General features: G+C 61.3%; 17 protein-coding genes, 1 tRNA gene and 1 pseudogene. 5 read left to right on the plus strand and 14 right to left on the minus strand.

Translation table 11 applies throughout. The features are described 5' to 3' along the window. The first annotated feature begins 36 nt into the window (after positions 1–36). The 3 genes from BM234_RS15630 (at position 37) to BM234_RS15640 (ending at position 2187) form a co-directional block, all read left to right on the plus strand. Positions 37–342 carry a DUF1330 domain-containing protein gene (locus BM234_RS15630; protein WP_092066631.1) on the plus strand — a complete coding sequence of 102 codons (306 nt, stop codon included), beginning with the start codon at positions 37–39 and terminating at the stop codon, positions 340–342. Positions 343–428: 86 nt separating this feature from the next. After that, positions 429–1397: an LLM class oxidoreductase gene (locus BM234_RS15635; RefSeq protein WP_092066633.1), complete on the plus strand. Its 969-nt coding sequence runs from the start codon at positions 429–431 to the stop codon at positions 1395–1397. Between the two features lie 10 nt (positions 1398–1407). Further along, positions 1408–2187, plus strand: coding sequence for an SDR family NAD(P)-dependent oxidoreductase (locus BM234_RS15640; RefSeq protein ID WP_092066635.1), 780 nt, complete (start codon positions 1408–1410; stop codon positions 2185–2187). Between the two features lie 342 nt (positions 2188–2529). Here the strand turns inward: BM234_RS15640 and BM234_RS15645 are convergent. After that, positions 2530–2615: transfer RNA gene (locus BM234_RS15645), tRNA-Leu, on the minus strand. 135 nt (positions 2616–2750) lie between these two features. Here BM234_RS15645 and BM234_RS15650 point away from each other — a divergent pair. Next, positions 2751–3731, plus strand: a complete 981-nt coding sequence (locus BM234_RS15650) for a complex I NDUFA9 subunit family protein (protein WP_092066637.1) — start codon at positions 2751–2753, stop codon at positions 3729–3731. A 3-nt stretch (positions 3732–3734) separates the two neighbouring features. Here BM234_RS15650 and holA read toward each other — a convergent pair whose 3' ends face one another. The 5 genes from holA to BM234_RS15675 form a co-directional block, all read right to left on the minus strand. Beyond that, positions 3735–4766 carry a DNA polymerase III subunit delta gene (gene holA, locus BM234_RS15655; RefSeq protein WP_092066639.1) on the minus strand — a complete coding sequence of 344 codons (1032 nt, stop codon included), beginning with the start codon at positions 4764–4766 and terminating at the stop codon, positions 3735–3737. Continuing rightward, a complete protein-coding gene (gene lptE, locus BM234_RS15660) occupies positions 4763–5245 on the minus strand; it encodes an LPS assembly lipoprotein LptE (RefSeq protein WP_092066641.1) in 483 nt (160 codons plus the stop codon). Before lptE ends, holA begins: the two co-directional genes overlap by 4 nt. After that, entirely contained in the window at positions 5232–7775 is a 2544-nt protein-coding gene (gene leuS, locus BM234_RS15665) for a leucine--tRNA ligase (protein ID WP_092066643.1), read from the minus strand. The genes lptE and leuS overlap by 14 nt, the downstream gene beginning before the upstream one ends. A gap of 77 nt (positions 7776–7852) precedes the next feature. Then, positions 7853–8278, minus strand: coding sequence for a DUF3576 domain-containing protein (locus BM234_RS15670; protein WP_092066645.1), 426 nt, complete (start codon positions 8276–8278; stop codon positions 7853–7855). Between the two features lie 181 nt (positions 8279–8459). Then, positions 8460–9560 (minus strand): porin, encoded by a 1101-nt coding sequence (locus BM234_RS15675; protein WP_092066647.1) that lies wholly within the window; start codon positions 9558–9560, stop codon positions 8460–8462. A gap of 227 nt (positions 9561–9787) precedes the next feature. Here BM234_RS15675 and BM234_RS15680 point away from each other — a divergent pair, with 227 nt between their 5' ends. After that, positions 9788–10444, plus strand: coding sequence for a YggS family pyridoxal phosphate-dependent enzyme (locus BM234_RS15680; protein WP_092066649.1), 657 nt, complete (start codon positions 9788–9790; stop codon positions 10442–10444). A 42-nt stretch (positions 10445–10486) separates the two neighbouring features. Here BM234_RS15680 and lpdA read toward each other — a convergent pair whose 3' ends face one another. The 8 genes and pseudogenes from lpdA to BM234_RS17320 form a co-directional block, all read right to left on the minus strand. Next, on the minus strand, positions 10487–11875 hold the full coding sequence (gene lpdA, locus BM234_RS15685) for a dihydrolipoyl dehydrogenase (RefSeq protein WP_092066650.1): 1389 nt from the start codon (positions 11873–11875) through the stop codon (positions 10487–10489). A gap of 90 nt (positions 11876–11965) precedes the next feature. After that, the gene (locus BM234_RS15690) at positions 11966–12373 is read right to left on the minus strand and encodes an MAPEG family protein (RefSeq protein ID WP_092066652.1); all 408 of its coding nucleotides are present in this window, start codon (positions 12371–12373) and stop codon (positions 11966–11968) included. Positions 12374–12394: 21 nt separating this feature from the next. Then, complete coding sequence (locus BM234_RS15695) at positions 12395–12649, minus strand: hypothetical protein (RefSeq protein WP_092066654.1); 255 nt, start codon at positions 12647–12649, stop codon at positions 12395–12397. 104 nt (positions 12650–12753) lie between these two features. After that, entirely contained in the window at positions 12754–12948 is a 195-nt protein-coding gene (locus BM234_RS15700; protein ID WP_092066655.1) for a hypothetical protein, read from the minus strand. Positions 12949–12950: 2 nt separating this feature from the next. Beyond that, positions 12951–14477: a 2-oxoglutarate dehydrogenase complex dihydrolipoyllysine-residue succinyltransferase gene (gene odhB / locus BM234_RS15705; RefSeq protein WP_092066657.1), complete on the minus strand. Its 1527-nt coding sequence runs from the start codon at positions 14475–14477 to the stop codon at positions 12951–12953. Positions 14478–14481: 4 nt separating this feature from the next. Then, positions 14482–17442 (minus strand): 2-oxoglutarate dehydrogenase E1 component, encoded by a 2961-nt coding sequence (locus tag BM234_RS15710; protein ID WP_092066659.1) that lies wholly within the window; start codon positions 17440–17442, stop codon positions 14482–14484. Next, a complete protein-coding gene (locus tag BM234_RS15715; protein ID WP_092066661.1) occupies positions 17439–18149 on the minus strand; it encodes a hypothetical protein in 711 nt (236 codons plus the stop codon). Before BM234_RS15715 ends, BM234_RS15710 begins: the two co-directional genes overlap by 4 nt. Next, positions 18149–18252 (minus strand): annotated as a pseudogene (locus tag BM234_RS17320) (succinate--CoA ligase subunit alpha); the annotation flags it as partial. The pseudogene BM234_RS17320 and the gene BM234_RS15715, both read right to left, overlap by 1 nt.

An 18252-nucleotide genomic window follows, 5' to 3' on the forward strand; every position in this document is an offset into this window, starting at 1 on the left:
GGATCGCGTGGTGCGGTTGCGACAAAGGAAATCGACATGACTCATTACTCAATTCTCGAAGTATCACCCACAAGCGAAGACTGGATCGGAGGCTACCTTCCCGCTGCCAACCGCTTGGTCGCGCAGCACGGCGGCAAGTATCTGGCGCGGACAACCAGCCATGAGCAGGTTGAGGGCCCTGAGCGGTCGGCGACCCTTCGCATCGTCATCGAATGGCCCTCAAAGCAGGCGGCGGAGAACTTCATGAGCGATCCGAGCTATGTTCCGCACAGAGAAGCACGCCAAGCCGGATCGACCAGCTTTCACTGGTTGATCGAGGGAAAGGATGACCTTGATTCATAACTCAGGCTCGCCATGACCAGATCGTGTCATGGCGCCTGACGCGGATGTGAAGCACGGGTTTGCCCGGTGATGAGAGGACAAACAAAATGCGGGACGAGACGAATGCCGGGAGTTTTCAAGCTCTCAACCAAGCCTTTGGTCGGGTCTTTAGGCCGGGGCAGTTGAGTATCGGGCTCGTATCGCCGCTGGAGGCGCATGGCCATAACCCCGTACCGGACATGGCGCGTCATATAGAGCGCGCCCAACTGGCGGATTCTCTGGGGTTTTCCGCTCTTTGGCTGCGCGATGTGCCCTTCAACGTTCCATCCTTTGGTGATGCAGGGCAGGTTTTCGATCCCTTCGTTTATCTGGGCGTGCTTGCCTCCGTGACGCGGGATATCGCGTTGGGAGTGGCGAGCATCGTGTTGCCGCTGCGCCATCCGGCGCATGTGGCCAAGGCTGCGGCCTCGGCCGATATGCTCTCGGGAGGGCGTTTGTTGCTCGGTGTCGCATCGGGGGACCGGCCCGATGAATACCCGGCGTTGAACATGAGCTTCGACGATCGGGGCGCACGGTTCCGCGACAGCGTCGACTACATTCGTGCAATGGCGGAGACGTATCCGCAGCATGCCTCGGCGCAGGGCACGCTCTCTGGCGGTATCGACATGCTGCCCAAGCCTGAGGGCGGTCAGTTGCCGTTACTCATCACCGGCGGCAGCCAGCAATCGCCCGGCTGGGTCGCGCGCAACGGTGACGGCTGGATGACCTATCCGCGCGATGCGGCGGCGCAAGAGCGGGTGGTGACCGCATACCGACGCGAGATCCATGAGGCGGGCTTGCCCGACAAACCCGTGATGCAATCGCTCTATATCGACCTTGTCGATCGGGCGGATGCGCCACCCAGACCCATCCATTTGGGTTTTCAATCGGGCACAGAGTACCTCCGGCGCTATCTGAGTGAGTTGCGGCGGCTTGGGATCAATCATGTCGCGCTGAATCTGCGGTTCAACGGGGCCGAGGTCGAGACGACCATGCAACGGCTGGCGGCGGAGATCCTGCCCGAATTCACAAGCTAGGAAAAGCACAATGTCTAAAACCATCCTCATCACCGGCGCGACCGACGGCATTGGCCTTCTGACTGCCAAGACGCTTGCCAGCGAAGGCCACGAGGTGCTGCTCCATGGACGCAGCGCTGATAAACTGGAGGCGGCGGCGAACGAGCTGGGCGGCACGCCGGAAACCTACCTTGCCGACCTCTCACGTTTGGAAGAGGTGGAGAAAATGGCGGCGGATATTATCGCCAACCATTCTCGGATAGACGTTCTGATCAACAACGCCGGTGTTCTCAAGGCGCCCCAGAGCCGCACGCTTGAGGGGTTGGATTTGCGTTTTGTCGTCAACACCATCGCGCCGTATCTGCTTACCCAACGGCTGCTGGTGGTCATTCCACCCGAGGGCCGCGTGGTCAACCTGTCCTCGGCGGCACAGGCCCCGGTGGATGTGCAGGCGCTTCGCGGCAAACGAGAACTTGACGATATGGGCGCCTATGCGCAGAGCAAGCTTGCACTCACGATCTGGACGCAGGAAATGGCCAAATCCCTTCCCAGAGGGCCAGTCTTCGTAGCCGTGAACCCCGGGTCCCTTCTGGCGTCGAAGATGGTGAAGGAAGGCTTTGGCGTAGCGGGCAGCGACCTGGGACAAGGCGCCGATATCTTGCGCCGTGCCGCGCTGTCGGAGGAGTTTGCCCAAGCGACGGGCCGCTATTTCGACAATGATCGAGGAGACTTCGGGCAGCCAAACCCCGCGGCCCGCGACGGCGCTCACGTCGCCGAGGTGATGACAGCAATCCGCGACATCACCGGATAGGGATCAAGGGCCCGGGCATTGCGATGGAAGGGGTGGCCAAATCATCCAGCCGCCACTCGCAGTGCGCGGGCAATCCGGGATTGCACAAACGTATTTGGCGACCGAATGAGTGTTTAGGTCTCTGGAACCGCGCTGGAATCAGATTGGGGCGTCATTCATGGGATCTCATAGCCGAGGAACGTGGACGACGTATCGCGCCGTACCGCAACTTGGGTGCTCCGGGCGCGCCGTGAATCTGTGATCTAGCGGAAAGGAATAGATACCACTGAGCCGGCTGGATCAAGATCCGAGTGAGCATCATGAAGTGGGCTTCACGGTATGAGACAGCAAATTGGGGTGATTTGGTGCCCAGGAGAGGACTCGAACCTCCACGGCCTTGCGGCCACTGGCACCTGAAGCCAGCGCGTCTACCATTCCGCCACCTGGGCAGGTGTCGTGAGGACGCCATTTAGTTGGGGAGCATGCCGCTGTCAATGCGATTTTGGGGGTATTCTCGTGCCTTGTCTCAGGTCTGCAGCGGGGCTATGACCAGAAGGGAAAACCTCGCGCGGGAGAATGTAGCCATGTCCAAGCTAGTCACGATATTCGGCGGGTCCGGCTTTGTCGGGCGCCACATCGCTCGGCGTATGGCCAAGGAAGGCTGGCGCGTTCGCGTCGCGGTGCGCCGTCCCAACGAAGCGATGTTCGTACGGCCCTATGGTGTCGTGGGACAGGTTGAACCGGTTTTCTGCAATATCCGCGATGATCAAAGCGTGGCCGAGGCAACCCGCGGCGCGGATGCGGTGGTCAATTGTGTGGGTGTACTTGCAGAGAGCGGCAAGAACACGTTCGAGTCGGTTCAGGCCGAAGGCGCTGAGCGGATCGCACGTGTAGCAGCCGCGCATGGGATTGCGCGCATGGTCCACATCTCTGCAATTGGTGCGGACGCAGACAGTGAGAGCGCCTATGCGCGCACCAAGGCAGAGGGCGAGGCCGCAGTGCTCCGCCATATGCCCGATGCCGTTATCCTGCGCCCCTCGATCATCTTCGGGCCGGAAGATTCCTTCTTCAACCGTTTCGCTTCCATGTCCCGCCTCGGGCCGGTGCTGCCGGTTGTCGGGGCCGAAACCAAATTTCAGCCGGTCTATGTCGACGATGTCGCGCACGCAGCGGTTCTCGGCGTTCTTGGGAAGGCTGGGCCGGGGGTCTTTGAACTTGGCGGCCCGGATGTGAATACCTTCCGCGAGTTGATGCAGCAGATGCTCAAGGTGATCCGTCGGCGCAGGTTCATCGCCGATATTCCCTTCGGCCTTGCCAATATCATAGCTGGTGGCTTGGGCTTTGCCCAGTCTCTCACCGGGGGGCTTTTCACCGCTCCGATCACGCGTGATCAGGTCGCCAACCTGCGGAACGATAACGTGGTTTCCGAAGGCGCTCGGGGCTTTGCGGAGCTTGGGATCGTGCCGACAGCCTCTGAAGCAGTGCTGGAATCCTATCTCTGGCGGTTCCGTCCCTCGGGGCAATACGATGCGATCAAGGAAAGCGCGCGGAACCTGCGGACCTGAATTCTATCTGCGTTCCCGATTGAGCATGGCGAGGCGTATCATCGCCCGCTCAACCAACTCCGCTGCTGGGGCCGTTTGAGCGGCCGAGCGTAGCTTGAGATCAAGATCCGTCAGCGTTTCGAGTGCGTCTTGCAGTTTGAATGCCCCCCAACTGGAGGCCTGCTGGGCCATCCGGTTCCGGCGCGGTCCGTTGACGGGAGGGCGCACCTTGCCGATCCCGACCGAGGCGCCGCCGGGATCCGACGCAGCGGCGTAGAGGGTCTTGAAATGGCGCATTCCCGCAATGCAGATCGACGTCGGGTTGATACCTTGGGCGCGCAGCCGTGACATGACCGAGGCAAGCTCCCCGATCCGGGCTTCGGCAACAACGTGCAGCAGGTCATCGACAGCAGCTTCGGTAGAGACCGGGGCGCAGGCAGCAATATCCTCGGGCGAAAGCGGCGCTTCATCCCCTATCTTGTAAAGAGAGATTTTCTCCAGCGTTTGCCGAAAATCGCCCGGATCGAGGGCCCGGGACAAGCCCACGAGGTCGGCCATCGCGTCGCTGGAAATGTCATTCAATCCGGCGGTGCGAAGGGAGGCTTCGATTTCCTCCCGCGAGGGCGGATCGTCATAGATCCCGACAGCATAGGCGTTGCGATGCCCTTCGAAGAATTTGCGGAGCTTCGACGTGGGCTTGAGTTGCCCGGCGGTGACGATGACCTGAGCATCGCCCGGCCCCCAATCCTGCAACGCGGGGAGGATCTTGGGCGCAAGCTGTTCGGTGGCCTCTTCGAGGAAGGCGACACGCGGCCCCGGGAAGAAACTCTGCGCCTTGATCGCATCGGACAGGGCGGCCGGATCCTTGCGCAGATCGCTCGCCTGTAGGCGGGTGAGGCGCATTTCCTCTTCGCCTTTCGGACCGATCAGCGCGGCGATAACCTCCTGCCGGCGCAGCGCGACCCGCATTGCATCGCCGCCATAGATCAGCAACCCGGCTCGCTCCGGCTCTGGCCGTGCGAAATAGCGCAGAGCATCCCGCGTCGTGAGTTTCATTCCGGCAAGGCAATCAGGCGGGCGACGATCGCATCGGCCAGGATTGTCATGAGACGGGCTTTGGCGTCTCTCTCGGAGGAAAGGGTCGCAACCGTGCTGCCAGTGGTGGAATATCCGGTGAAGTTCCGCACACGCCCGGATGTGAGAATCTCGCCGCTGGCGAGATCTCGGAGGGAGAAAATGATTTCTCCCTCAATCTGGTAGCGGGTTGTGGATTGATCGCTCGTGACCGCAACGCCGTCGGAGGAGAGGGTCAGATCGTAGCTGAGGCCGTACAGCGCATCAGTTGCTGGACCCAAACGGTTTTCAAGCCGCGCCCTGAGCAGGAACTCATCCCGGTCGGTGGGCGTGTCGATGGCAACTGTACCGGTGAGGCGACCGGCGTTGCCACCCGGCCCGTAGACCGGGCGAAACCCACAGGCAGAAAGACCGCCCGCGCCCAGCAACGCCAGAAAGCTGCGTCGATCATGCCACAACATTCACGATCCGCCCGGGCACAACGATGACCTTCTTCGGCGCGGCCCCGTCCAGAGTGCGCATGACAGCGGGATGAGACAGGACGAGCTTTTCGATCTCATCCTTGGCCATGTCCTTCGGCACCTCAAGCTCCCCACGGCGTTTGCCGTTCACCTGAATCGGGAGCGTAACGGTATCTTCGACCAGCATGGCCTCATCGAATGCGGGCCACGGGGCGTCGACAACCAAACCGTCGCCGCCCAGCATCGTCCAAAGTTCTTCGGACAGGTGCGGGGTCATCGGTGCCATCAACTGCGCAAGGGTTCGCGCCGCCTGACGTTTGGCATCGGTTCCTGCGCCCGATTTCGAGAGCGCGTTGGTAAAGGCATAGAGTCGCGCGATCGCCGCGTTGAAACCAAAGCTTTCGATATCGCCGGTGACGTCGAAGATCGCCTTGTGCGTCTCGCGGATCAGCGTCTGATCCTCATCATTCGCGGCGGTATCGGTTCCGATGATCTCCGTGACGATGCGGTATACCCGCGACAGGTGCTTGTGCGCCGCTTCAGCGCCGGCAGCCGTCCATTCAACATCCCGCTCCGGCGGGCTGTCGGACAGAACGAACCAGCGCGCCGTATCCGCGCCGAAGGCCGACACGATGTTGACCGGGTCGACGACATTCTTCTTCGACTTCGACATCTTGGCCGAGGGGATGATCTCTACCTCGGTGCCGTCGCTCAGCTTTCCGTCAGTCACATCCTCGGGCAGGTGATAGACCGGCCGCCCCTCGGCATCCTTCGTCTGGTAAATCTCGTGCGTGACCATGCCTTGGGTGAAAAGCGCGTTGAACGGCTCGGCGCATTTTGCGGGCAGATGTCCGGTCTGGATCATGGCGCGTACGAAAAAGCGCGAATAAAGCAAGTGAAGGATCGCATGCTCGATTCCGCCGATATACTGGTCCACATTCATCCAGTATTCGGCCTCGGCCATGTCCGCGGGGGTATCGGCATGCGGGGCGGTGAAGCGGGCGAAATACCACGAACTGTCAACGAACGTGTCCATCGTATCCGTTTCACGGCGCGCGGGGCTTCCGCATTTCGGACAGGTGCAATCGCGCCATGTCGGGTGCCGATCCAGCGGATTGCCGGGCACGTCAAAGCTGACATCGTCGGGCAATTTGACGGGCAGATTTTCCTTGGCCTCGGGCACCACTCCGCAGGTTTCGCAATGCACGACCGGGATCGGGCAACCCCAGTAGCGTTGGCGCGAAAGCCCCCAGTCCCGCAGGCGGTATTTCGTCACCCCCTGACCGACACCATTTGCCTCGCAAAAATCGACAGCGGCCTCCACAGCGTCGTCGCCGGTCTGCGTCTCGCCACCTGCAATGGGGCGGGTGTAGCGGACCGTTTCGCTCTTTGGAGGAACGAATGGCTCTGCTTGAATATCGTACTCCCCTTCGAGCGGGAGGAAGGTATCCACGATGGGCAGATCGTATTTCACGCAGAAATCATGGTCGCGCTGGTCATGCGCAGGGCAGCCAAAGATCGCCCCGGTGCCGTAGTCCATCAGGATGAAGTTGGCGATATAGACGGGCAGCTCCCAATCGTTGTCGAACGGGTGCATGACCTTCAGGCCGGTATCAAAACCCTTTTTCTCCGCCGTTTCCATCGCCTCGGCGGTGGTGCCACCCTTGCGGCAATCGGCGCAGAAGGCCGCGATCTCCGGGTTCTCACGTTCGAGTTGCTTTGCAAGCGGATGGTCGGGGGAGATCCCGACAAAAGACGCACCCATCAGCGTATCGGGCCGGGTGGTGTAGACTTCGACCCGGTCCATGCCATGCGGGCCGTCGATCAGGCTGAAACTGAATTGCAGCCCGCGCGACTTGCCGATCCAGTTGGCCTGCATCAGCTTGACCTTCGCGGGCCAGTCGTCCAGCCCGTCGAGGGCGTCCAGCAGTTCCTCCGACATATCGGAAATCTTGAAGAACCACTGTGTCAGCTCACGGCGTTCCACATCCGCGCCAGAGCGCCAACCCTTGCCGTCGATAACCTGCTCGTTGGCGAGCACGGTCATGTCCACCGGATCCCAGTTGACCACCGCGTTCTTGCGATACACCAGTCCGGCGTCGAGAAAGTCGATAAAGAGCGCCTGTTGCTGGCCGTAGTATTCCGGATCACAGGTGGCCAATTCGCGGGACCAGTCGAGCGACCAGCCCATCGGCTTCATCTGGGCGCGCATGTCGGCGATGTTGTCATAGGTCCAGTCTTTGGGGTGCCCGCCGATGGCCATGGCGGCATTTTCCGCCGGCATCCCGAAAGCGTCCCACCCCATGGGGTGCAGGACATTGTGGCCCGTGCTCTTCTTGTAGCGCGCGATGACGTCGCCCATCGTGTAGTTGCGCACATGACCCATGTGGATGCGCCCCGACGGATAGGGGAACATCTCCAGCACATAGTATTTGGGTTTGTCCCCTTCGCGGGTGGCCGTGAATGTGCCAGCCTCATCCCAGGCCTGCTGCCACTTGGCTTCGATTTCGGCAGCGGAATAGCGCGACATTGGGCGTCCCTCTTCTCACACGTCTGTCTTTGGGCGGTGATAGTGCGCCCGCGCGCGGTGGTCCAGCCCGCGCGGTATCAGAGACGTCCGTCTTGTACCCGCAATTGCCGCGCACGGGTCAGGATGGCATCCTCAACAGCGCGGGCGGTTGCCGCGCTCACAGGTCCCGAACTGGTTTGCAGGGCAACTGAGAGGGCGCGCGCATCAAGGGCCGGATCGCTGATATGTACGGTGGCGCGATAGGCGCGGCCCCCGCCCGGAGGCGTGCCGTAGCCCGTGGAGATGACGCCCGTATAGGGATCGATCGCGCTGATGGGCAGGAAATCAAGTACATCAAGGGAGGCCGCCCAGAGATACCGGTTGACCGCCACGACCTCGCCGCCGCGGACGCGCGTCGCCTCCTGCGTGGCATTTGGCGCGCTGCCCCCGAGCCCGAGGCTTCCGATGCCGCCACAGGCCGCCAGTAAAAGGGGCAGGGCAGCCATAACAAGGCGTCTGGGCATTGCGGTCACGTCAGTTCTCCCCCGTCTTGGAACGACCCATCTGTAGCGAAGCGGTCTGGGTCGAACAAGGAGAATTGGCCCACAGAAACCGCGAAGCCTTTGCGCCGCTTTGCGAAACGGCGAAAACGAAAAAGGAGCGGCCCCGAAGGACCGCTCCCTAAGATCGTACAACCGGTATGGCTTAGAACGCGAGGTTCAGAGCCAGAGTGGTGCCGTGGTAGTATTCCTGCGGACCGATCTCGTCGTTCTCTTCATCGTCTTCGTCTTCTGCATAGGAGACGAGGAAGGATGCGCCGCCGCCGAGGTCGTACTCACCTGCAACGTACTGGCCGTCGTCGTCGGAGTAGCCAGCGTAGAGCATCAGGCCGTTGCCAACGTCGTAGCCGAGGTGGATGCCAGCATCTTCGTCGCCGCCGCCGTGGAAGAATGCGTCAACGGAGAAGGGGCCGTCAGCATACGCAACGATGAGGCCGTAGTTGTCTTCGCCATCTTCGTCAACGTCGTCGTCGGTGCCTTCGTCGCGGGATTCAGCAACGTAGAACGCTGTGACCGATACGGGGCCGACAGGCATGGTTGCTTCGACACCGATCGAATCTTCGTCGTCTTCGGAAGCGTAAGCGAACAGAACGTCTGCGCCGCTGATCGTCGTGCCAACAGATACACCCCAAACTTCGGTGGTGTAGAAGTCGCCGTTGAAGTCCGCGTCATACGCTTCGTCGGCTTCTTCCTGGTAGGCAACGCTGAAGGACACGCCGGAGAAGTCACCGGTTGCGCCGAAGGACAGCTGGTCGAGCTCACCGGTGCCGTTGCCGCCGTCGGCGACTTCGTCGGTGTGAACGATGTAGGAAACACCTGCGGTGATGGTGTTGTACATAACTTCGCCGCGGATGACGAATTCGCCATCAGCTTCGGAGAAGTTGTCTTCTTCCATGTTCGTCACGCCGTTCCAGTAGTTCTCGGCAGCGAACGTGGTGTCGCCAACGACCATGGAAGCCATTTCGGACGTCAGGGAGAGCGTTACGTTGTCGTCGGTGGAGTAGTTGTCACCGTCGAGATCGTTCGGGCCGTCGCTGTCTTCAAGCTCGAAACCGTAGGTCAACGTCGCGGTAACGCCGTTGTCGAGTTCCTGAGAAGCGGACAGGTCGATGTCGATGTCGGCATAGACGCCGTCTTCGAGATCGTCATTGAAGCCCAGTTCGGCAGCGCCGGACCAGGAGATGTCGGCTGCCGCGGCGCCTGCGAAGGCGACCAGGGCGGTCGAGGTAAGGAGGATGCGTTTCATTAGTATCCCTCGTGTTGCATTCTCTTGAAATGCCAGTTTGCCCCGGCATTGACCAAGTGTTTGCGCCCAACGGATACTCGGGGTCAACGATTTGCCGCCCCGTGGAAATCCACCCTCGACCAGATGATGCAGATCGGACACACACTGCTTCACCGCTGGCGATTGGCCATTCCGGCACCAAAGGCTAGTCTTCAAGCGGCAGACGTCAATGAAATAGGGGAGCTTTCATGTCCTTGGATAGCGTTCGAGAGTCGATATCGGAGGAGGAGCGTGCCGCAGGGCGTGCCGCAGGTTCGGTCACGCTCATTGCAGTCTCGAAGGTACAACCTGTCGAGCGTGTTGTTGCAACTCTGCAACAGGGGCACCGGGTCTATGGTGAGAATCGTGTTCAGGAGGCTGCGGAGAAGTGGCCGTCGCTCCGAGAACAATTCGATGGGGTCGAATTGCACCTGCTGGGACCGTTGCAGAGCAACAAGACCCGGCAGGCCATGGAGCTTTTCGATGTGATCCACACGGTGGACCGCCCAAAGATCGCCCGGACCATCGCCCGCATCGCGGATGAAATCGGGCGTTGCCCCGAACTCTTCGTTCAAGTGAACACAGGCGAAGAGCCGCAGAAGGCAGGGGTGACACCGGATGATGTGGGTGCGCTGATCTCGGAATGCCGCGATCTGGGCCTTCCCGTGATCGGGTTGATGTGCATCCCGCCGGTCGAGGAGGAGGCCGCACTTCATTTCGCGCTGCTCAAGAAGCTGGCGCAGCGCAACGGGCTGGAAGGGCTGTCGATGGGGATGAGTGGCGACTACGGCAAGGCAATTCGCCAAGGCGCGACCCATGTGCGCGTGGGCTCGGCGATCTTCGGCGAACGCGAGCCGCAGGGTTAAGAGCGGGGGCCGCCAAGTCTGCGCGGCCCCCACCCATTACGTTTACATGTGAATTGCACCGTCGCCGCAGGCAAGCGCCGCCTCTCGGACGGCTTCGGAATAAGTCGGGTGCGCGTGACAGGTCAGCGCGACATCCTCGGCAGAGGCTCCGAATTCCATAGCAACACAGATCTCATGGATCAGATCACCCGCACTCGGGCCGATGATGTGGCACCCGAGAATCCGGTCGGTGTCCTTGTCGACGAGGATCTTTACGAACCCGTCCGCCGCGAAATTCGCCTTGGCCCGGCCATTCCCCATGAAGGAGAACTTGCCCGCCTTAAAGGCGCGGCCTTCGTCCTTCAGCTCGGCTTCGGTCTTGCCGACAGAGGCGACCTCGGGGTGTGTGTAGATCACGCTGGGGATCACGCCATAGTTCACATGGCCGGCCTTTCCGGCAATAACCTCGGCGGCGGCCATGCCTTCATCCTCGGCCTTGTGGGCCAGCATGGGGCCGGCGATCGCGTCGCCGATGGCGTAGATGCCCTCGATATTGGTGCGCCAGTGATCGTCGGTCTTGATCATGCCCCGGTCGGTCAATTCGACGCCAAGCGCTTCAAGCCCGACCCCGTCGGTGTAGGGTTTGCGCCCCGTTGCGACGAGGACGACATCGGCGTCTTCGACATGCTCGCTGTCATCCTTGCGCAGTTTGTAGGTGACCTTGGCCTTGCCGCCGGAAGTTTCGACCCCCTGCACCGCGGCCCCGAGAACGAAGGCAAGCCCTTGCTTTTCAAGAATCTTCTTGAAGCTCTTTTGAACCTCTGCGTCCATGGTCGGGGTAATGGTGTCGAGAAACTCGATCACTTTCACCTCGGCGCCCAACCGGGAATAGACGGACCCGAGTTCCAGCCCGATGACACCGGCGCCGATGACGACCATCTTCCGAGGGATCTTGCCAAGCTTGAGCGCCCCTTCGGAGGTCACGACGATCTTCTCATCGACCTCAACGCCGGGCAGGGCGGTGGGAACGGAGCCGGTCGCCACGATGATGTTCTTGGCGTCGTGCACCTCATCTCCGACCTTGACCTTGCCCTTCTCAGGGATGGATCCCCAGCCTTTTATCCAGTCTATCTTGTTCTTCTTGAACAGAAATTCAATACCCTTGGTGTTCTGGCCGATCACGTCATCCTTGTAGGAGAGCATCTGTTTCCAGTCGACCGAAGGGCTTTTGCCCTTGAGGCCCATCTTGGCGAAGTTGTGCTCCGCCTCATGCAGTTGATGGCTGGCATGCAGCAGGGCCTTGGACGGGATGCAGCCGATGTTGAGACAGGTCCCCCCAAGCGTTTCGCGCCCCTCCACGCAGGCGGTCTTGAGGCCAAGCTGCGCGGCCCGGATCGCGGCAACATAGCCGCCGGGGCCTGAGCCGATTACGATCACGTCATAGGATGCCATAGGGTGCTCCTTGCTGTATTGCGGGTGTGTGATTTGCGTATGACAAGTGTATGACTCTTGTATGCCGCGAAATGTCGGTGTGGGACATGCTCATACCAGCGCCGCGAAAAGCATGATCACCGTGGCGAGGAAACCCGCGGCCCAGATATAACTGCGCCACGGGGTCCAGCCAAAGGCATAGGCCGGGACATACAGCACGCGGGCGATCAGATAGATCCAGGCGCAGGCCGCCGTCACCGGAGTGGATTGCCCGCTGATCGCGATGACGCCGCAGGCGATGCCAAAGAGGATCAGCCCCTCGAAATGATTGTCCAGCGCGCGGTATAGCCGCCCGGTCCGGACGCTGACCTGCGCGCGCAGATCCCCGACACGCTCCGGGTCGCGCGGGCCGAGTGTCTTGCCGGGGCCCAGCTCCAGATTGGCCGGGACGGCCATCAGGGTGAACTGGACCACCTGCAACAGGGCGGCGAGGGTCAGGGCGGTAAGTTCGGGGGTCATGCGCGTGGGATCATCCTTGGGTCAGGCGGTCTTGAGGAAATGTGCCTCGGCGATCTGGCCATCGGAAAGCCGCGCTGGCCCGTCGAGCCATTTCTGCGCCTTGCCCCGGTCATTCACCGCGAACAGAACCCAGATCGCCGATCCGGTATCCGCCCCGGTCCAGATCTGAAGCTGCGAGAGGCCCGCGTTGCCGCGTTCCTCGGATTTCTCATCATAGGCCGATTGCCACGAGGCCGCATTTCCGGCTTCGAAACGACAGAGCAGTTGCAGGGACATGGGGCTTCTCCTTTGGGTTGGTGGATCAACCTAATGATGTGGCGTGGAGGGCGACAGGCAACTGGGGGCCTGCATGCTGAACGGTTTAGAGGCGCTTGGGAATGTCATGGCTCCTCACGATCAATGGCGAGTACGTCAACCGACTGCGGCAGTTTGTATGCGGTGAACCCGAGGGTGTTGAGCCATTTGCGCGCTTCGGTCGAATTGAAGTCAGTCCGTCCGGTAGCCGCGCGGTAGGCATCTTTGACGCCTACCACCCAATGCACGTCACCCGGCTTGAGTCCCGTGTCGCCGGCCATCCTTACAGATCCATCAGCAGCCGCCGTGGATCCTCCAGAGCCTCTTTCACCCGCACGAGGAAGGTCACGGCGCCTTTGCCGTCGACGATGCGGTGGTCGTAGCTGAGGGCGAGGTACATCATCGGGCGGATGACGATTTCGCCGTTCACCACAACGGGGCGTTCCTGGATCTTGTGCATCCCGAGGATACCCGATTGCGGCGGGTTCAGGATGGGCGAGGACATGAGCGAGCCATAGACGCCGCCATTGGAGATAGTGAAGGTGCCGCCCTGCATCTCTGCCATGGAAAGCTTGCCGTCGCGGGCGCGCTTGCCCTTTTCGGCAATCGCCTTTTCGATCTCGGCGAAGGACATGGCATCCACGTCGCGGATCACCGGAACCACGAGGCCCGTGGGCGTGCCGGCGGCGATGCCCATATGCACGAAGTTCTTGTAGACGATATCGGTGCCGTCGATCTCCGCGTTGACTTCGGGGACCTCCTTGAGCGCGTGGGAGCAGGCCTTGGTGAAGAACGACATGAAGCCGAGGCGCACGCCGTGCTTCTTCTCGAACTCGTCCTTGTAGGTCGAGCGCAACTCCATCACGCCGGACATGTCGACCTCGTTATAGGTCGTCAGCATGGCGGCGTTGTTCTGGGCGTCTTTCAGGCGCTTGGCGATGGTCTGGCGCAGGCGGGTCATCTTGACGCGCTCTTCGCGGTTTTCGTCATCGGCGGAGACGGGCGCACGTGCCGCCGGGGCGGCGGGTTTGGGTGCTGCTGCGCTGCCTGCCTTGGCGACATCTTCCTTCATCACGCGGCCATCGCGCCCTGTTCCGGTCACGGCGTCGCGGGAAATGCCCTTTTCGGCCATCGCCTTCTTGGCGGAGGGCGCATCCTCGATGTCACGCTGCGGACCGGCGTTGCCAGCTTCGGGGCGGTCGTATTGCGTCTGGCCCTCAGGGGCGGGCGCTTCGAAAGCCGCGCCGCCGGAGGAGGAGATTGCGCCGAGCTTGGCGTTCGCTTCGACGGTATCGCCTTCGTTGGCGACGATCTCGGTCAGGACACCGGCCGCAGGGGCGGGCACCTCGACGGAGACCTTGTCGGTTTCCAACTCGCAGAGCATCTCATCGGCTTCGACCTTGTCGCCGACCTTCTTGAACCATGTGGAGACGGTGGCTTCGCTCACGCTCTCGCCCAAGGTCGGGACCATGACATCGACGCTGTCGCTCGCGTTTGCTGCCGGGGCGGGCGCCGCCGCCTCTTCCTTTTTGGCGGAAGGCCGTTCCTCGACCGTCTCCGCGCCAGCCTCGCCCGCTTCGGCGATGTTGGCCAGCAGGGCGTCGACGCCGACGGTTTCCCCCTCCGGCGCCACGATATCGGCCAGCTTGCCCGCAACCGGGGAGGGCACCTCGACCGTCACCTTGTCGGTCTCAAGCTCGCAGAGCATTTCGTCGGCCATGACGCTGTCGCCGGGTTTCTTGAACCAGGTCGCCACGGTCGCTTCGGTGACGGATTCGCCGAGTGTGGGTACGCGTACTTCAGTGGTCATCGGATCACTTCCCTTCGATCGTCAGCGCCTCGTCGACGAGCGCTTGTTGTTGTGCCTTGTGGGTGGAGGCGAGGCCCGTGGCGGGCGATGCCGCCGTGGCTCGCCCGACATAGCGCGGGCGGGCGTGGTCGGCCTTGATCCGGCCCAGCACCCATTCGATGTTTGGCTCAATGAAGGACCAGGCGCCCTGGTTCTTGGGCTCTTCCTGACACCAGACCATATCCGCCTGTTTGAAACGCTCCAGCTCCTTCACCAGACTGATCGCCGGGAAGGGATAGAACTGTTCGATCCGCATGAGATAGACATCGTCGATCCCGCGCGCGTCACGCTCTTCGAGCAGATCGTAATAGACCTTGCCCGAGCACATCACCACCCGCTTGATCTTGTCATCCGGCGCGAGCGTCGTGTCCGAGTTCCCCTTTTCGGCATCGTCCCACAGCACGCGGTGGAAGGAGGAACCCTTGAGGAAATCTTCGGACTCGGACACGGCGAGCTTGTGCCGCAGGAGCGACTTGGGCGTCATGAGCATCAGCGGCTTGCGGAAGCTGCGGTGCAACTGACGGCGCAGGATGTGGAAATAGTTGGCCGGCGTGGTGCAGTTGGCCACGATCCAGTTGTCCTGACCGCAAAGTTGCAGGAAGCGTTCGAGGCGCGCGGAGGAATGCTCCGGTCCTTGACCTTCGAAACCGTGCGGCATCAGGCAGACCAGCCCCGACATGCGCAGCCATTTGCTTTCACCGCTGGAGATGAACTGGTCGAACATGATCTGGCCGCCGTTGGCGAAATCCCCGAACTGGGCCTCCCACAGGGTCAGCGCGTTGGGCTCTGCCAGCGAATAGCCGTATTCGAAGCCGAGCACCGCGTATTCCGACAGCATCGAGTCGATGACATCGAAATGCGCCTGTCCGGCACGGATGTTGTTGAGCGGATAGTACCGCTCCTCGGTATCTTGATTGATCAGGGCGGAGTGACGCTGAGAAAAGGTGCCGCGCGTGCTGTCCTGACCGGAAAGGCGAATGGGATAGCCTTCGGTCAGCAACGAGCCAAAGGCGAGCGCCTCGGCCGTGGCCCAATCGAACCCCTTGCCGGTTTCGAACATCTTGGCCTTGGTATCCAGCAGTCGCCCAACCGTCTTGTGGATGGGGAAACCTTCGGGCGGGGTGCTGAGGGCCTTGCCGATCTCCGTGAATGTGTCGTCCGAGATCGACGTCTTGCCGCGCTGGTATTTGCCTTCCTTCTGCTTGTCGAGGTGGCTCCAGCGCCCGTCGAGCCAGTCGGCCTTGTTGGGCTTGTAGTTCTTGCCGGTTTCGAACTCATCGTTGAGAAAGGCCTGAAACGAGGTCTTCATGTCCTCGATTTCCCCCTCGGGGATCAGACCATCCCGCACGAGCCGTTCGGTATAGAGGCTGAGCGTCGTCTTGTGGCCCTTGATCTTCTTGTACATCAAGGGGTTGGTGAACATGGGCTCATCGCCCTCGTTATGGCCAAAGCGGCGGTAGCAGATCATGTCGATGACCGCGTCCTTGCCGAACTTCTGACGGAATTCCGTCGCCACCTTGGCCGCGTGGACGCACGCCTCTGGATCGTCGCCGTTCACGTGGAAGATGGGCGCCTCGACCATCAGGGCGATATCGGTCGGATAGGGAGAAGACCGGGAGAAATGCGGCGCGGTGGTAAAGCCGATCTGGTTGTTCACGACGAAATGGATCGTCCCGCCCGTGCGGTGACCGCGCAGACCCGAGAGGCCAAAGCCTTCGGCCACGACGCCCTGACCGGCAAAGGCCGCGTCCCCGTGCAGCAGGATGGGAAGCACCTGCTTGCGCTCCGTATCCTTGAGTTGGTCTTGCTTCGCGCGGGCCTTGCCGAGCACGACGGGGTTGACCGCTTCGAGGTGCGACGGGTTCGCCGTCAGCGACAGGTGAACGATGTTGCCGTCAAATTCGCGGTCCGAGGAAGCGCCAAGGTGGTATTTCACATCGCCCGAGCCATCCACGTCGTCGGGTTTGAAACTGCCGCCCTGAAACTCGTTGAAGATCGCGCGATAGGGTTTGTTCATCACGTTGGCGAGCACCGACAGGCGGCCGCGGTGCGGCATGCCGATCACGACTTCCTTGAGGCCAAGCTGCCCGCCGCGCTTGATGATCTGTTCCATCGCCGGAACTAAGGCCTCGCCGCCGTCGAGCCCGAAGCGCTTGGTGCCCATGTATTTCACATGCAGGAATTTCTCGAAGCCCTCGGCCTCGACCAGCTTGTTCAGGATCGCCTTGCGCCCTTCGCGGGTAAAGCGGATCTCTTTGTCGAACCCTTCGATCCGCTCCTTGAGCCATGCCGATTGCTCAGGATCGGAGATGTGCATGTACTGCAGCGCGAAGGTGCCGCAATAGGTGCGTTTCACAATGGCGAGGATCTCACGCAGGCTGGCGATCTGAAGCCCCAGAACGTTGTCGATAAAGATCGGGCGATCCATGTCGGCATCGGTGAACCCGTAGGATTTCGGGTCCAACTCGGGGTGCGGCGCGGATTCCTTCAGGCCCAGCGGATCGAGATCAGCGGCGAGGTGCCCGCGGATCCGGTAGGCGCGGATCAACATGAGTGCACGGACTGAATCGAGCACTGCCTGCTTGACCGCCTCGTCGGAGACCTTGATCCCCTTTTCCTCGGCCTTGGCGGTGATCTTCTTGCCGGCGTCCTTGGCCTCCTCGACAGGCCATTCGCCGGTCAGCGCGCTGGTCAACTCGTCCTGCGGATGGCGCGGCCAGTCGGGCCGGGCCCAAGAGGGGCCAGCCGCCTCTTTCTTTACCCCGATTTCATCGTCGCCGAGTTGCCGGAAGAAAGCCTGCCACGCGTCATCGACCGCGTTGGGATCGTTGGCGTAGCGGGCATACATCTGTTCGAGATAGGCGGCGTTTGCGCCCTGCATGAAGCTGGAGGCGTGGAACTGGTCGTTGGGACTTTGGTCGGTCATTTTTCACGCACCTTTTGGGTTATCAAAGTCGCTGTGATGGTTGTTTCGAGAGCGCGTTCAAGCGGTAAAGTAGCGGCGTCTCTTATGCCGTGGAGGCTTACCTCGGTCCGCCACTCGCTTCCGTCTTCTGCCTGCGTTTGCGCGAACATCGTGCCGTGGAAGCCATATCCCCATTCGCGCATACCGCCCGCGGCGTTGAGACGTTCAAGCAGATCGTCCGTTTCGTTGTCTTGGACACCGTAGATGACGCAGTTGTCATAGCCGGTTTGCATTTGTGTTGCGAGCCGGGCCAATACAGCGCCCTTAGCGACGAGGATTACATCCACGTCGTCAATTACCAATCGGTTAGCCCATTCTCTTCGCGCAGCCCATTCAGCGTGGGTATTCTCGTCCGGCTGGTTTTGAACAGTGATTCCATCCGATATTTGCCGGCGCTCTCGAGGAGAAAGTGTCACTTTCGTCCAGCCATCTGCAAGAAAGCGGTTTTCACGCGCCTGCATGTCAATGCCAGCGCTTGTGCAGATAGGAAGCGCCTCCAAGAACGGGTTCGCTGCTGCAAATCCAGTGGATACTGCAAGGGCCAAAAACGTTGCCAATGCCCGGCGGCTCCACCAGGCAGCGTCCGACCCGCCCCCCAGGGCGGGCGCTTCATGCCCTCCCTCGGGTTCGGCGCTGCCTTCAGCACCTATGGCGGGTCGGTTTGCCATCAGCCTTTGATCGCCTTCAGCACGGCTTCGCCGAGTGTGGCGGGGCTGTCTGCGACGGTGATGCCGGCGGATTTCATCGCCTCGATCTTGTCGTCAGCGCCGC

It is taken from the genome of Poseidonocella pacifica, assembly GCF_900111875.1.
Classification (GTDB): Bacteria; Pseudomonadota; Alphaproteobacteria; order Rhodobacterales; family Rhodobacteraceae; genus Poseidonocella; species Poseidonocella pacifica.

Excerpts from the sequence above, each read along its gene's own strand:
- lpdA (WP_092066650.1), bottom strand. The coding sequence starts at position 11,875 with ATGGCATCCTATGACGTGATCGTAATCGGCTCAGGCCCCGGCGGCTAT.
- BM234_RS15710 (WP_092066659.1), bottom strand. The coding sequence starts at position 17,442 with ATGACCGACCAAAGTCCCAACGACCAGTTCCACGCCTCCAGCTTCATG.
- BM234_RS15715 (WP_092066661.1), bottom strand. The coding sequence starts at position 18,149 with ATGGCAAACCGACCCGCCATAGGTGCTGAAGGCAGCGCCGAACCCGAG.
- BM234_RS15650 (WP_092066637.1), top strand. The coding sequence starts at position 2,751 with ATGTCCAAGCTAGTCACGATATTCGGCGGGTCCGGCTTTGTCGGGCGC.
- odhB (WP_092066657.1), bottom strand. The coding sequence starts at position 14,477 with ATGACCACTGAAGTACGCGTACCCACACTCGGCGAATCCGTCACCGAA.
- BM234_RS15640 (WP_092066635.1), top strand. The coding sequence starts at position 1,408 with ATGTCTAAAACCATCCTCATCACCGGCGCGACCGACGGCATTGGCCTT.
- BM234_RS15675 (WP_092066647.1), bottom strand. The coding sequence starts at position 9,560 with ATGAAACGCATCCTCCTTACCTCGACCGCCCTGGTCGCCTTCGCAGGC.
- BM234_RS15635 (WP_092066633.1), top strand. The coding sequence starts at position 429 with ATGCGGGACGAGACGAATGCCGGGAGTTTTCAAGCTCTCAACCAAGCC.
- holA (WP_092066639.1), bottom strand. The coding sequence starts at position 4,766 with ATGAAACTCACGACGCGGGATGCTCTGCGCTATTTCGCACGGCCAGAG.
- lptE (WP_092066641.1), bottom strand. The coding sequence starts at position 5,245 with ATGTTGTGGCATGATCGACGCAGCTTTCTGGCGTTGCTGGGCGCGGGC.
- BM234_RS15695 (WP_092066654.1), bottom strand. The coding sequence starts at position 12,649 with ATGTCCCTGCAACTGCTCTGTCGTTTCGAAGCCGGAAATGCGGCCTCG.
- BM234_RS15700 (WP_092066655.1), bottom strand. The coding sequence starts at position 12,948 with ATGGCCGGCGACACGGGACTCAAGCCGGGTGACGTGCATTGGGTGGTA.
- BM234_RS15690 (WP_092066652.1), bottom strand. The coding sequence starts at position 12,373 with ATGACCCCCGAACTTACCGCCCTGACCCTCGCCGCCCTGTTGCAGGTG.
- BM234_RS15670 (WP_092066645.1), bottom strand. The coding sequence starts at position 8,278 with ATGCCCAGACGCCTTGTTATGGCTGCCCTGCCCCTTTTACTGGCGGCC.
- leuS (WP_092066643.1), bottom strand. The coding sequence starts at position 7,775 with ATGTCGCGCTATTCCGCTGCCGAAATCGAAGCCAAGTGGCAGCAGGCC.
- BM234_RS15680 (WP_092066649.1), top strand. The coding sequence starts at position 9,788 with ATGTCCTTGGATAGCGTTCGAGAGTCGATATCGGAGGAGGAGCGTGCC.
- BM234_RS15630 (WP_092066631.1), top strand. The coding sequence starts at position 37 with ATGACTCATTACTCAATTCTCGAAGTATCACCCACAAGCGAAGACTGG.